The 13,033-nt window shown below is 71.7% G+C and carries 13 protein-coding genes; 7 read left to right on the forward strand and 6 right to left on the reverse strand.

Going from position 1 to position 13,033, the window contains the following annotated elements; all coding sequences use genetic code 11:
• Positions 1-26: 26 nt before the first annotated feature.
• Complete coding sequence (locus Vqi01_RS17490) at positions 27-1,082, forward strand: ROK family protein (protein ID WP_204035876.1); 1,056 nt, start codon at positions 27-29, stop codon at positions 1,080-1,082.
• A 109-nt stretch (positions 1,083-1,191) separates the two neighbouring features.
• Here the strand turns inward: Vqi01_RS17490 and Vqi01_RS17495 are convergent, their stop codons facing one another.
• Complete coding sequence (locus Vqi01_RS17495) at positions 1,192-1,392, reverse strand: DUF397 domain-containing protein (protein ID WP_204035877.1); 201 nt, start codon at positions 1,390-1,392, stop codon at positions 1,192-1,194.
• On the reverse strand, positions 1,389-2,243 hold the full coding sequence (locus Vqi01_RS17500) for a helix-turn-helix domain-containing protein (protein WP_204035878.1): 855 nt from the start codon (positions 2,241-2,243) through the stop codon (positions 1,389-1,391). The genes Vqi01_RS17495 and Vqi01_RS17500 overlap by 4 nt, the downstream gene beginning before the upstream one ends.
• Positions 2,244-2,503: 260 nt before the next feature.
• Between Vqi01_RS17500 and Vqi01_RS17505 the strand changes: the two genes are divergently transcribed.
• Positions 2,504-2,740, forward strand: a complete 237-nt coding sequence (locus tag Vqi01_RS17505) for a hypothetical protein (RefSeq protein WP_204035879.1) — start codon at positions 2,504-2,506, stop codon at positions 2,738-2,740.
• Positions 2,741-2,887: 147 nt separating this feature from the next.
• Positions 2,888-3,994 (forward strand): D-alanine--D-alanine ligase family protein, encoded by a 1,107-nt coding sequence (locus Vqi01_RS17510; RefSeq protein WP_204035880.1) that lies wholly within the window; start codon positions 2,888-2,890, stop codon positions 3,992-3,994.
• A gap of 89 nt (positions 3,995-4,083) precedes the next feature.
• On the opposite strand, the gene Vqi01_RS17515 is transcribed toward Vqi01_RS17510, so the two are convergent.
• Together Vqi01_RS17515 and Vqi01_RS17520 are read right to left on the reverse strand one after the other, a co-directional pair.
• Positions 4,084-4,701, reverse strand: a complete 618-nt coding sequence (locus Vqi01_RS17515) for a DUF3515 family protein (protein ID WP_204035881.1) — start codon at positions 4,699-4,701, stop codon at positions 4,084-4,086.
• Positions 4,702-4,935: an Lrp/AsnC ligand binding domain-containing protein gene (locus tag Vqi01_RS17520; protein ID WP_013284547.1), complete on the reverse strand. Its 234-nt coding sequence runs from the start codon at positions 4,933-4,935 to the stop codon at positions 4,702-4,704. It abuts the gene before it with no gap.
• Positions 4,936-5,105: 170 nt separating this feature from the next.
• On the opposite strand from Vqi01_RS17520, the gene Vqi01_RS17525 reads away from it, so the two are divergent.
• Together Vqi01_RS17525 and Vqi01_RS17530 are read left to right on the forward strand one after the other, a co-directional pair.
• Positions 5,106-6,044 carry a thiamine-phosphate kinase gene (locus Vqi01_RS17525; RefSeq protein WP_204035882.1) on the forward strand — a complete coding sequence of 313 codons (939 nt, stop codon included), beginning with the start codon at positions 5,106-5,108 and terminating at the stop codon, positions 6,042-6,044.
• A gap of 44 nt (positions 6,045-6,088) precedes the next feature.
• Positions 6,089-6,556 (forward strand): GNAT family N-acetyltransferase, encoded by a 468-nt coding sequence (locus Vqi01_RS17530; RefSeq protein ID WP_204035883.1) that lies wholly within the window; start codon positions 6,089-6,091, stop codon positions 6,554-6,556.
• 184 nt (positions 6,557-6,740) lie between these two features.
• Here the strand turns inward: Vqi01_RS17530 and rpmB are convergent, their stop codons facing one another.
• Complete coding sequence (gene rpmB, locus Vqi01_RS17535) at positions 6,741-6,932, reverse strand: 50S ribosomal protein L28 (RefSeq protein WP_093401721.1); 192 nt, start codon at positions 6,930-6,932, stop codon at positions 6,741-6,743.
• Positions 6,933-7,200: 268 nt separating this feature from the next.
• Here rpmB and Vqi01_RS17540 point away from each other — a divergent pair, with 268 nt between their 5' ends.
• Both Vqi01_RS17540 and recG read left to right on the forward strand, forming a co-directional pair.
• Positions 7,201-8,796: a DAK2 domain-containing protein gene (locus tag Vqi01_RS17540; protein WP_204035884.1), complete on the forward strand. Its 1,596-nt coding sequence runs from the start codon at positions 7,201-7,203 to the stop codon at positions 8,794-8,796.
• Positions 8,793-10,997, forward strand: a complete 2,205-nt coding sequence (gene recG / locus Vqi01_RS17545) for an ATP-dependent DNA helicase RecG (RefSeq protein ID WP_204035885.1) — start codon at positions 8,793-8,795, stop codon at positions 10,995-10,997. The genes Vqi01_RS17540 and recG overlap by 4 nt, the downstream gene beginning before the upstream one ends.
• Positions 10,998-11,111: 114 nt before the next feature.
• Here recG and Vqi01_RS17550 read toward each other — a convergent pair whose 3' ends face one another.
• Positions 11,112-12,614: a cell wall anchor protein gene (locus Vqi01_RS17550; RefSeq protein WP_204035886.1), complete on the reverse strand. Its 1,503-nt coding sequence runs from the start codon at positions 12,612-12,614 to the stop codon at positions 11,112-11,114.
• Positions 12,615-13,033: the final 419 nt, after the last annotated feature.

Below are 13,033 nucleotides of genomic sequence, written 5' to 3' on the forward strand. Positions count from 1 at the left end.
GTCAGACGGCGGGAGGCGGATGTCGGATGGGTAGCGCAGCGGTGCCGGTGGTCGTCGGGATCGACAACGGCGGTACGAGCAACAACGCCACCGTGCTCACGCTCGACGGGCGGTTCCTGGTCGACCGGCTGGTGGAGACGCCCAGCGAGGTGCTGGCGGGCCCGGAGGCGGCGGTCGAGGCGATGGCCCGCGCCTTCGACGGTGTGCTGGCCCTGACCGGGGTGCTCCGCGAGCAGGTACGCGCAGTCGGGCTGGACACGCCCGGCCCGGCCAGCGCCACCGGGGTGATCTCGTCGAAGGGCTCGACGAACTTCTCTCAGCCGGCCTGGCGCGGCTACGACATCCGGGGCGCGCTGGAGCGTCGGCTCGGGCTGCCGGTGTTCTACCACAACGACGGCAACGCGGCGGCGCTCTACGCCCACCACGTTCACTTCGGCGCCGACGCGATGCGACGGTCCTCGGTCTCCGCGATCGTCGGCACCGGGCTGGGCGGCGGCCTGATCCAGGATGGCCGGGTGATCGCCGGTGCCGCGGGAATGGCCGGCGAACTGGGACATGTCCACATTCCGCTGACGGAGGTGCTGGCTCCACTACAGCCGGTGCCGGTCTGCGCCTGCGGTTTCGTCGGTGACGTGGAGAGCGTCGCCTCGCTGACCGGGATCGAGCGCAACCTGCTGCCGTACTGGCTGACCCGGTTCCCGGAGCACCCGCTGGCCGGTGTGTCGCCAGCGCGGGCGGCGAAGCTGGTCCGCGACCACGGCGAGCGCGGCGACGAACTGGCCCGGGAGATCTTCGCCCAGCAGGCGCGGGCGCTCGGAGCGTTGTTCACCATCGCGGCCAACTTCACCGATCCGCACGCGTACTTCGTCGGCGGTGGGGTGATGGAGACGGCGCCGGAGTTCCGCGACTGGTTCCTGGCGGCGGTGCGCCAGCACACCCGGCTCCGCGCGGAGCAGGCGGCTCTGGCGACCTTCGCGCTGGTGCCGGACCGGGACATGGCCGGCGCGCGCGGCGTGGCGCTCGCCGCCCTGGAGGCGGTACGCGCCGAGCCGGCGCCGCCGCCCCCGCTGGTCGGCGGTTGAGTCGGCGCCGTTTTCGCCAGGTGTTGGCGGGCGGGATGAAGCTGACCGGGCCGGCGGTGCCCTTACCGGCCCGGTCAGCGGCTCTGGGGTGTGCCGGTCGTGGTGCGGGTCAGCGGGTCGGCGGTGCCTGGGCGAAGGCACTCCAGGCGGCCGGTGGGAAGGACAGCAGCGGACCGCTCGGGTCCTTGGAGTCGCGCACGGCCACCGCCCCGGGGACGACCGCCACCTCCACGCAGGCTCCCTCGTCACCGCTGTGGCTGCTCTTGCGCCATCCGACCACGGCCACCGCCGCGCTGATCGTCGGTGTCATGCCAGGTACCGTCCCTTCAGAATGTTGGCGATTGCGTCGCGGCTGTCCGCCGGGCTGAGCGCGACGGTCCGCAGGTGTTCCATGATCTTGGTGCAGGTGCGCAGGTCACCGGGGCGGTCGAGAATCATCTGACCGGCGACCGTTTCCACCGAGGCGATGATCGGGTCCTCCGGGTCGGCGAACTCGAGGATGTGCAGTGAGCCCCGGGTGCCGCGGTGGTAGCCGGCGGCCAACGGGATGACCTGAACGGTGATGTTCGGCAGCTCACTCATTTTGAGCAGGTGGCGTAGTTGCCCCTGCATCGCCGAGTCGTCACCGACCGGGCGGAGCAGGGCGGCCTCGTCGAGGATCGCGTCGAAGATCGGCGGATCCTCTCCGGCGAGCCGTTGCTGCCGGTCCAGCCGCAGGTGCACCCGATCCTCGACGTCGTTGTCGCTGAGGGTGTGCGGACCGCCCCGCATCACGCCGCGGATGTAGTCGGCGGTCTGCAACAGCCCGGGCACCACCGAGGGCTCGAAGTTGAAGATGCCGGTCGCCTCGGCCTCGAGCGAGATGAAGTCGATGGTGCGGCGGTCGAGCAGGTACGAGTAGGAAACCCACCATCCGGGTTTGCGGGCGTCCTTGGCCAGCGCGACGGCCGCCGCGACCTCGTCCGCGCTGGCGCCGTAGAGGGTGAGCAGCGCGCGTACGGTGGCCGGGTTGACCAGGGTCTGCGCGTTCTCGTAGCGGGACAACGTGCTGCGGGTGCTGTTGATCTCGTCCGCCGCGGCCTCCAGGGTGAGGCCGGCTGCCTCCCGGTGGAGACGCAGGGCGATGCCCAGCCGACGGGACCGTGCGGTCTTCGGTGCCATGCATTGATGGTCGCACGTATTTGGGACTCTGTACATGAGAAAACGTTGGTGAGAGTTGCATTCACGCCCATCAGGATGTCAACCTGTTGGTGCGTCCTCACCGCCGGTTGTCGTGGCGACGGTGGTGGTGAGCGACCGGAGGGGATGGGGCGCGCGGCGGTCGGGTTTTCCCCCGTGCTCGGCCGCCGCGTGCCCACGCCATAGTCGCCGGACCGGAAGGAAAGCGACGTGTTCGAAGACTGTCACCCCGGTGGCCTGCGATGACGCGCTTCCTGGTGGTGCTGACCGACGTCCGCCCCTACGAGGGGGGAGGCCGCAACGAGCGGACCTCGCCCGAGCGCCGCCGCCAGGTGGTCGGCGCGAGCAGCCGGGAAGCGGCCGAGCGGATCGCCGGGGCGTTCATGGCGCTGGGCATGGTGCGGGCCGGTCGGCAGCGGGTCAAGGTGATCGCCATCGGCCGACGACATGCGTACGGGGAGCGGGAGGCGGCGGGCTAGCTGAGTTGTCCGGTTACGCTCCGTATGCGCATTGTCGGCGGAATAGGCCTTCCCGTGTTCTCGCAGGGTATCGACTACCCGTTCTCGCCACCCACAGTAAGGTCATCCGGGAGAGCGCCAGTAGTGCGTCCCGGAAAGGTGACCGCAGTGACCACCCCAGGAAAGACCCGTGTCGCGATCGTCTTCGGCGGCCGCAGCCCGGAGCACGGCATCTCCTGCGTCAGCGCCGGCAGTGTGCTCGGCGCACTCGATCCGGATGAGTTCGAGGTGGTGCCGGTGGGCATCACCCGCGCCGGTCAGTGGGTACTGACCGACGGTGATCCGGGCCGGTTGGCGATCGACGCCCGCCGGCTGCCGGAAATCACCGCCGACTCGGGCACCGACATCGTGCTGCGGGCCGACCCGACCGGCAACGGGCTGCTGGTGCTCGACCCGACCGAGGGTCCCCGGGCACTGGCCGATGTGGACGTGGTCTTCCCCGTGCTGCACGGCGCCTACGGCGAGGACGGCACCATCCAGGGCATGCTGGAGATGGCCGGCATCCCGTACGTGGGGGCGAAGGTGTTCGCCTCGTCCGCCGCCATGGACAAGGAGTTCACCAAGAAGCTCTGCGCGGCCGAGGGCATCCCGGTCGGCCCGTACGCGGTGCTGCGCAGCGGGATGACGCTGAGCGAGGCGGAGAAGCAGCGGCTCGGCCTGCCGGTCTTCGTCAAACCGTCCCGGGCCGGGTCATCCTTCGGCATCACCAAGGTCAAGGACTGGGCGGAGCTGGACGCGGCCATCGCCGTGGCCCGCGAGATCGACAGCAAGGTGCTGGTCGAGGGCGCGATCGTCGGCCGGGAAATCGAGTGCGGCGTGCTGGAGGGCGAGACCGGCGGGGCGCCGGAGGCGTCCGTGCTCGCCGAGGTGCGCGTGATCGGCGACTACGACTTCTACGACTTCGAGGCCAAGTACATCGACGCGGAGTCGGCCTGCGAGTACGACATCCCGGCCGACCTGCCGGAGCGGGTCACCCGGCAGGTGCGCGACTACGCTGTCCGCGCCTTCACCGCGCTGGACTGCGCCGGGCTGGCCCGGGTCGACTTCTTCGTCACTCCCGAGCTGGACGTCTACCTCAACGAGATCAACACGATGCCCGGCTTCACCCCGACGTCGATGTTCCCCCGCATGTGGGCGGCCGCCGGACTGGAGTACCCGAAGCTGGTCGACCGGCTCATCCGTACCGCCCTGACCCGGGGTCACGGCCAGCACTGACCACCAGCCGGCGCGGCCGGCGGTCAAAAGGTGCAGCACTGACCACCGGCCGGCGGTCAAAAGGTGCAGCACTGACCACCGGCCGGCGGTCAGGAAGTGCAGCCGGAGGGCACCGGGCCCGCCGAAGGGACCGATTCGACGATCGTCTCGGAGATCGGGGCCACCCATTGTAGCCCTTCGCCGTAGAAATGCGGCACCCGGACGGTGACCGCGGTCTCCCGGTCGACCGTCGTCAACTCCGTGACGTCGGCCTGCTCCGTCGCGTGCCAGCAGACCGCGTTGACCACGTAGACGTGGTCGGTGGCCTGCACCTCGGGCTCGGCGCCGCCGCAGGCCACCGTCAGCGCCGGGTCGCCGTACGCGGCGTTCTGCTCGGGCCCGGCGGTGACCGGTCGCTGCGGCAGGTCGCGGATCGAGGCGGGCAGCTGGGACAGCAGGGCACGGCAGACGATCGCCGGGCGCTCGGCCAGCGTAGGGGCGGCCATCTCGACCGGCGCGGTGGAGTGCGGCTGGGCCGCGGTCGGCGAGGGGTCCGGCGCGGCGGCCGGGCTGGCCGGGGCGAGATTCGCGAACGCCAGCGCGCCCACCAGCAGCGTCACCGGCAGAGCCACCGCCGTGGCGATCAGCGCCGCGCTGCGGTTGGACCGGTCAGGGGTCTTCGCCGGGCGCTCGGCCTCGGCGACCGGGGATTGGGTGATCTTGTCCACTTACAAACGCACCACCGAACATGTGAGGGTGCGGGTGATGCCGGGCACCATCTGCACCTTGCTGACGATGAGTTTGCCGAGTTCGTCGACGGTGTTCGCCTCGGTGAGCACGACCACGTCGTACGGCCCGGTGACCGCGTCGACCCGGACCACGCCGGCGAGGTCCGCGATGAGACCGGCCACGTCACGCGCCCGGCCGACCTCAGTCTGGATGAGGATGTATGCCTGCACCACGACTCGACCTCCCTCCGTCGCCGCCCGCAGGGCGGCCCGAAGGGAGAAAGTACCTTACAGACCAGGCATGATCCCTATCGGTGGTCAAGGAGAAGCGGTGAGCGAGCGGGACGGAGCGCCGGTGTGAGCGAGCACGGTGAGCGATCCATCGGGCTCAGCGGCGAGGCGGCGTGAGCGTCGCGGGGGTCGGGGAGTTCGGTCTGATCGACCGGGTGACCGCCCGGTTGTCGTACGGTCCCAAGGTGTTGCTCGGCCCCGGCGACGACGCGGCCGTCGTCGCCGCGCCGGACGCCCGGGTGGTCGCCTCGACCGACGTGCTGGTCGAGGGACGGCACTTCCGCCGGGACTGGTCCGGGGCGTACGACATCGGGCGGCGGGCGGCGGCGGCCAACCTCGCCGACGTGGTGGCGATGGGCGCCGACCCGACCGCGCTGCTGGTGGCGCTCTGCGTACCGGCCGGTCTGTCCGCCGGGTGGGTGGAGGAACTGGCCGACGGGATCGGTGCGGAGGCGTCCGGCGTGGGTGCCAGCGTGGTCGGCGGAGACATGTCCGCCAGCCCCACCCTGACCATCGCGGTCACCGCTCTCGGCGACCTGGCGGGCCGGACGCCGGTCAGCCGGGCCGGTGCGCGTCCCGGCGACCTGATCGCCCTGGCCGGCCGCACCGGGTACGCGGCGGCGGGCTTCACCGTGCTCTCCCGCGGGTTCCGCACGCCGCGGCTGCTGGTCGAGGCGTACCGCCGGCCCGAGGTGCCCTATCCGGCCGGGCCGTTGGCAGCCCGGCTCGGTGCCACCGCCATGATCGACGTCTCGGACGGGCTGCTTGCCGACCTCGGGCACGTGGCGACGGCGAGCGGGGTGGCCATCGACGTCGAGCGGGACGCCTTCGACGTGCCGCCGCAGATGCGCGACGCCGCCCAGGCGCTCGGTGTCGACCCGTACGCCTGGCTGCTGACCGGTGGCGACGACCACGCGCTGGCCGCGGCCTTCCCACCGGCGACGGTGCTGCCCGATGGCTGGGGGGTCATCGGCCGGGTCACCGAGGGTGCCGGTGTGACCGTGGACGGCGCCCCGTTCGACGGTCCGGCCGGCTGGGACCACTTCCGCTGAGGCCGCTTCCCGGTCCGGAGCCGTCGAGGTCGTAACCTTCTCGGGTGCAGGAGATCGAAATCCACGAGGTGCCGTTCGACTCGCCGGTGGCGCAGCGGTTGATCACCGCCGCCCTGGCCGACCTGGGCGCCCGGTACGGCGGCAACGGCGACGACACCCCGGTCGACCCCAGCGAGTTCGTACCGCCGGCCGGGGCGTTCCTGGTCGCGCGGCTCGACGGGCAGCCGGTCGGCTGCGGCGGCTGGCGCAGCCACGGTGACGAGGGCGACACCGCCGAGCTGAAGCGGATGTACACCGCACCGCAGGCCCGGGGGCGCGGGGTGGCCCGGACGGTGCTGGCCGCCATCGAAGGCTCGGCCCGCGAGCACGGCCGCAAGCGGATCATCCTGGAGTGCGGCGACCGCCAGCCCGAGGCGATCGCGTTGTACACCGCGGCCGGCTACGAGCGGATCCCCAACTTCGGCTTCTACGCCGACGCACCCGGCTGCCTCTCCTTCGCCCGGACGCTGTGAAAGGAAGGGCCCCTTTTTAACGCCTGGTGTATAGGAAGGGCCCCTTTTTAACATCCGCAGCGAGCGAGCGGGCCGACCCGGTGCGCCGTATGGGGGCCTGGCGGCCGTACGCGGACAAGACGATGCCGGCGGACCTCCTGGCCCGCCGGCAACCGATGATCGTGGCGTGTCGGGTGTTACCGCGTCAGGCGCGGGCGACCTTGCCCGCCTTGATGCAGGACGTGCAGACCTTCAGCTTCTTGGTCGTGCCGCCACCGGCCGGGGTGCGCACCGACTGGATGTTCGGGTTCCAGCGGCGGTTGGTCCGCCGGTGCGAGTGGGACACGTTGTGGCCGAAGCCCGGCCCCTTGCCACAGACGTCGCACACGCTAGCCACGGGATACTCCTGAGTTTGAAACGTTCATGAGGTCGCCGCCAGGCGCTGCCCGGGCAACCTGGCCAGGTTACCCGATGCCGGAGCCACCCGCCCAACCGGGCTCAGCCCTCGCCCTCCCGGGCCCGCTGGCCGGCATGCCGGGCTGCACCTGGCCGGGCTGTTAAAAAGGGACCCTTCCTATACACCAGGAGTTAAAAGGGGGCCCTTCCTTCCACCGCACCTGCCCGGCGGTCCGGCGGGTGTCAGCGTACGTTAGTAGGCTTCCACCGTGCTGGACACCCTCGACGCCGCTGCTGTGCGCCGCTGGTGCGCCAGGGGCCTGGCCGCGCTCAAGCGGCACCAGGGGGAGATCGACGACCTCAACGTCTACCCGGTGCCCGACGGCGACACCGGCACCAATCTGGTGCTCACCCTCACCTCGGCGCAGCAGGCCCTGGCGATGGATCTCGACACCCTCGCCGACGGCGCCTCGACCGCGCACGGGCACGCACTGCGCCTGATGGCCCGGGGCGCCCTGCTCGGCGCGCGGGGCAACTCCGGCGTCATCCTGTCGCAGATCCTGCGGGGTTTCGCCGACGCGTTGGCCACGGTGCCGGCGGTGCGGGGCCGGGAGTTGGCCGCCGCGCTGCGCGATGCGACCACCGCGGCGTACGCGGCAGTCGCCCGGCCGGTGGAAGGCACCGTGCTCACGGTGGTCTCCGCAGCGGCCGGTGCGGCCGAGCGGGCCGGCAGCGACGAGCTGCGGGCGGTGGCCCGGGCGGCGGCGGGCGCCGCGGCGACGGCCCTGGCCCGCACGCCCGAGCAGTTGCCGGCGCTGGCCCGCGCCGGGGTGGTCGACGCCGGTGGGCAGGGGCTCTGCCTGCTGTTGGACGCCCTGGTCGAGGTGGTCACGGGGGAGAGCCCGGAGCGTCCCGCGCCGGCTGCCCGGATGGTGCCGCCGCCGGTCACCGCCGCCCGGGAGACCGGCTCCCTGGAGTACGCCTACGAGGTGCAATTCCTGCTCGACGCCGCACCCGAGGCCGTCCGGCGGATGCAGGACACCCTGGCCGCGCTCGGTGACTCCCTGGTGGTGGTCGGCGACAGCGGCACCTGGCAGGTCCACGTGCACGTCAACGATGTCGGTGCGGCGATCGAGGCCGGCGTGGTGGCGGGCCGCCCGCACCAGATCTCGGTGACCCGCTTCGCCGACCAGACGGCGCCGGTCCCGTCGCCGGACGGCCGGGCCGCCGTGGTGGTGGCCGCCGGCTCCGGGCTCGCCGAACTCTTCGCCGCCGAGGGGGCGGTCACGGTGCCCGGCAACCCCTCCACGGGAGAGCTGCTGGAAGCCGTCCGGGCCACCGCCGCGGCCCGCGTGGTGGTGCTGCCGAACGACCCCGACGCGCAGGCGGTGGCGAACCAGGTCGCCGAGGAGGCGCATCGGCTCGGGGTGACGGTCAGCGTGGTGCCCACCCGGTCGCCGGTGCAGGCACTGGCCGCCCTCGCCGTACGCGACCCACGTCGCCGCTTCTCCGACGACGTGATCGCGATGGCCGAGGCCGCGGGTGCCTGCCGGTACGCCGAGGTGTGCCACGCTGGCCGGGAGGCGCTCACCGTCGCCGGACCCTGTCGCGCCGGTGACGTGCTCGCCCTGGTCGAGGGGGAGGTGCACCTGATCGGCAACGACCTCGTCGACACCTGCGTGGCCCTGGTCGACGGCATGCTCGGCGGCGGTGGTGAGCTGGTCACCCTGCTCGTCGGGGCCGACGCGCCGGACGGGTTGGCCGACGCGGTGCAGACCCACATCGCGCGCCGCTGGCCCTTCGTCGAGGTGCAGGCGTACCCGGGCGGGCAGCCGCGCTATCCCCTGTTGGTAGGTGTCGAATGACCACCGAGGCGTCCACCGTGGACACCCCGCTGAAGAAGCTGGTCGGCGAGAAGACCGCCAAGGCGCTGGCCAGCCACCTCGACCTGCACACCGCAGGTGACCTGATCTACCACTTCCCGCGCCGTTACGACGAGCGCGGCGAACACACCGACATCCGGGCGCTCGACGTCGGCGAGCAGGTCACCGTGCTGGCCCAGGTGCAGCGCACCGCCGTACGCCCGATGCGCCAGCGCCGGGGCAACCTGCTGGAGGTGACCGTCGGCGACGGCTCCGGCGGCACCCTCTCGCTGACCTTCTTCGGCAACCAGGCATGGCGCGAGCGGGAGCTGCGCCCCGGCCGGTGGGGGCTGTTCGCCGGCAAGGTCACCGAGTTCCGGGGCAAGCGTCAGCTCAACGGGCCGGAGTACGTCCTGCTCGGCGACCAGACCGACGGCGAGGCCGCGGCCAGCGAGCAGATCGAGGAGTTCGCCGGGGCGCTCATTCCGGTCTACCCGGCCGCTGCGGCCGTGCCGACCTGGGTGATCGCCCGTTGCGTCCGGGTGGTGCTGGACACCGTGGCACCGCCGGAGGATCCGCTGCCCGCCGCGGTGCGGGCCAGCCGGAAGCTGGTCGGCCTCGGCGGGGCGTTGCGCGAGATCCACCGCCCGTCCAGCCGGGAGGAGCTCTACCGGGCCCGCCGACGGTTGAAGTGGGACGAGGCGTTCGCCGTGCAGCTGACCCTGGTGCGGCGCAAGCATCAGGCCGCCGCCTGGCCGGCGCGGCCCCGGCCGCTGCGGGCGGGCGGCCTGCTGGACGCGTTCGACGCCCGACTGCCGTACGAGCTGACCAGTGGCCAGCGCGACGTGGGCAGTGAGATCGCGGCGGACCTGGCCACCGGCCATCCGATGCACCGCCTGTTGCAGGGCGAGGTCGGCTCGGGCAAGACCGTGGTGGCGCTGCGGGCCATGCTCCAGGTGGTCGACGCGGGTGGCCAGGCCGCGCTGCTCGCCCCGACGGAGGTGCTCGCCGCCCAGCACTACCGGGGCATGCTCGACCTGCTCGGCCCGCTGGCCCAGGCCGGTGAGCTGGGTGCCGCCGAGCATGCCACCCGGGTCGAGCTGGTCACCGGCTCGCTCGGCGCGGCGGCCCGGCGGCGGGCGCTGGCCGAGGTCGCCAGCGGCGCCGCCGGCATCGTGCTCGGCACCCACGCTCTGCTCTACGAGGGAGTCGACTTCGCCGATCTCGGCCTGGTGGTGGTCGACGAGCAGCACCGCTTCGGCGTGGAGCAGCGCGACGCGTTGCGCGCCAAGGCCGAGCAACCGCCGCACGTGCTGGTGATGACCGCCACCCCGATCCCGCGTACGGTGGCCATGACGGTCTACGGCGACCTGGAGATCTCCACCCTGTCCCAGTTGCCGCGCGGCCGGTCGCCGATCGCCTCGCACGTGGTGCCGGCCGCCGAGAAGCCGGCCTTCCTCGACCGGGCCTGGCACCGGCTGCGTGAGGAGGTCGCCGCCGGCCACCAGGCGTACGTGGTCTGCCCGCGCATCGGTGACGCCACCGGCGCGGCCGAGGAGGAGTCGCCGGCCGTCGACGACACCGGGCGGCGACCGCCGCTCGCGGTGGCCGAGGTCGCCCCGCTGCTGGCCGAGGGGCCGCTGCACGGGCTGCGCATCGGCGTCCTGCACGGCCGGCTGCCCGCCGACGAGAAGGACGCGGTGATGCGCTCCTTCGCCGGCGGCGAGCTGGACGTGCTGGTGGCCACCACGGTGGTCGAGGTCGGCGTGGACGTGCCCAATGCGACCATGATGGTGGTGCTGGACGCTGACCGCTTCGGGGTTTCCCAGCTGCATCAGCTGCGGGGCCGGGTGGGCCGGGGCAGCGCCGCCGGGCTCTGCCTGCTGGTGACCGAGGCGGCCGAGGGAAGCAGCGCGCGGGAGCGGCTGGACGCGGTCGCCTCCACCACGGACGGCTTCAAGCTTGCCGAGCTCGACCTGGAACAGCGGCGGGAGGGCGATGTGCTGGGTGCCGCCCAGTCCGGCCACCGTTCCCATCTGCGGCTGCTGTCGCTGCTGCGCGACGCCGACCTGATCCGCGACGCCCGGGCGGAGGCCATCGCCCTGGTGGAGGAGGATCCCGACCTGTCCCGGCATCCGGCGCTGGCCGCCTCGGTCGCGGCCCTGGTCGACGCCGACCGCGCCGAGTACCTCGAAAAGGGCTGAAGGGCGTGCCGACCGCAGTCGGCACGCCCTCAGCTGGTGTAAGGAAGGGCCCCCTATTAACGCCCTGGGTAGAGAAAGGGCCCCTTCTTAACGTTCCGCTTCGCTCGACTCAGCTCAGGCGGTGAAGTGGATCCGCCGACGCCGCGCCATCACGAACAGCACCGCGCCCACCGCCAGCAGTGCGATGGCGCCCGCGGCGATGCCACCGGCCGCGGCACCGGTCACCGGCAGCCCCGGCTCCTCACCGCCGCCGCCACCACCCTCGCAGCCCTCGGGCGCGTAGATGACCTCAAGCTCCAGGCCCAGCTCGGGCAGGACGACCAGGGCGGCCTCGTCGTCACCGGCCTTGAAGGAGACCGTCTCCGACTTGCCCGGCTCGACGGTACGGGTCTCGCTCTGGTCGCCGTAGGTGAACTCCACCTTGACCGGCGAGTTCCCCTCCGGGTTGGTGGCGGTCAGGGTGAACGTGTCGCAGTCGGCGTCGGTGGTCACCGCCGGCAGCGGGCAGTCCTCCGGGCGTTCCCAGGAGTACGTGCCGTTCTCGATCACCTTGCCGTCGACCAGCACCTCGATCTTGCCAGCGTTCTCGGCGGGCACCACGGTCTCGTTGTCGGCCTTGCCCGGCTCGACGGTGACCTTCTTGGACCAGCCGTTCTCACCGCGGACCTCGAACTCCACCGGGTACTTGGAGATCTTGCCGTCGTTGCTCAGCGAGACGGTCACGGTGCCGTCGCAGGCGGAGGCGAAGGTGGACGTCGGGGTGGTGCAGTTCTTCTCACCGCCGTTGTACCAGCCGGGCGGGCCGGACGAGCGGTTGCCGGGGGCGCCCTTTTCGCCCAGCTTCTTGTTGCCGTAGAGCGGGCCGCCCTCGACCAGCGGGTCGATGATCTCTTCCACGCCGCCCCAGATCAGGTCGACCTGGGTGTGGCATTCCGGCACACCGACGTTGAGCTCGATCTCGGTCTGGGTACCGCCGAGGTAGTTGCTGTCCGGCGTGCCGTAGACGTACTGCGGGGTGGAGAACTGCGGGCGCGGCGCGAAGTACGACACCAGGGTGAAGTACTGCTTCGCCTCGCCGCACAGCGGCAGGTCGCCCTCCAGCTTCACGGTCGCCTTGCCGTTCGCGCCGTCGAACGTGTGGCTGTACTTCGCCTGGCTGGCATCGATGCACTTCGGCGACGGGGCGCAGGGGGCGTCGCGGTCCAGCTTGATGGTGCCGCTGTTGGTCTGCGTGCGGTTGTTGTCCCACCAGGCTTTGACGGTGAGCTTGGCGCTCCTGGTGTCGCCCGCCACGCGCTGAACGGCCTCGACGGAGGCGCCCTGGCCGATCGCGAAGCCCTGCAGGTCGACGGGGTCGGCACCGGCGACGAGAACCTTGACCGGGGTCGACGGCTCGGCGGTCACCTTGGTGACGGTGGCGGCCGTCCTGGTCTCGCTGTTGACCACCTGCCACGTGATCACCCGCTCGCCGCTGAGCTGGTCGCAGACGACCTTGCCGGTGATGGTGGTGTGGTGGGCGCTGGCCGGAGTGGCCGCCGCCACTGCTCCGGTCATGCCGATGAGGGCGGCTGCCAGGACAGCCAGCGGTCGCCGTAGCGACAGCTTGGGTCGGATCACGCGTACTCCCGGGGTGAAGAAGCGTCTGTTCGGCGTGGGTGGCAACGGACGGCATCGGCGAAGTTCGCCGCGCCAGAGGGAATGTCCACCGTGCCGTTGAACCGGCGGCATATGCCGGCACCGGGCCGACCTTAGCGAGATCGTGAGTGTCGATACAGCCTTCAAACGGGCTTAAGAATGATGTTATTAATGCGAGATCATTGATATACCGATCGTCACCGATCGAGGGCCGTCTGTGCCTCTGTCCGGTTTGCGTCACTCGGGTGGGGCGGCCGCGCCGCGTTGTCGGCCCGTGCATCGAATTTGCCCGGCCCCTGTATCGAAGTTGTCGGCCCGTGTATCGAAGGTGTCGGCCCGTGTATCGAAGTGAAAGTCCTCGTGGACAAATGCGCCGAGGGCGCGCCGACCGGGTGGTCGAC

This window comes from Micromonospora qiuiae, assembly GCF_016863555.1.
GTDB classification, from domain to species: domain Bacteria; phylum Actinomycetota; class Actinomycetes; order Mycobacteriales; family Micromonosporaceae; genus Micromonospora; species Micromonospora qiuiae.

Bases quoted from the DNA above. Each gene is read 5' to 3' on its own strand.
- Vqi01_RS17490 (WP_204035876.1), top strand. From the start codon at position 27: ATGGGTAGCGCAGCGGTGCCGGTGGTCGTCGGGATCGACAACGGCGGT.
- Vqi01_RS17495 (WP_204035877.1), bottom strand. From the start codon at position 1,392: ATGACACCGACGATCAGCGCGGCGGTGGCCGTGGTCGGATGGCGCAAG.
- Vqi01_RS17500 (WP_204035878.1), bottom strand. From the start codon at position 2,243: ATGGCACCGAAGACCGCACGGTCCCGTCGGCTGGGCATCGCCCTGCGT.
- Vqi01_RS17505 (WP_204035879.1), top strand. From the start codon at position 2,504: ATGACGCGCTTCCTGGTGGTGCTGACCGACGTCCGCCCCTACGAGGGG.
- recG (WP_204035885.1), top strand. From the start codon at position 8,793: ATGACCACCGAGGCGTCCACCGTGGACACCCCGCTGAAGAAGCTGGTC.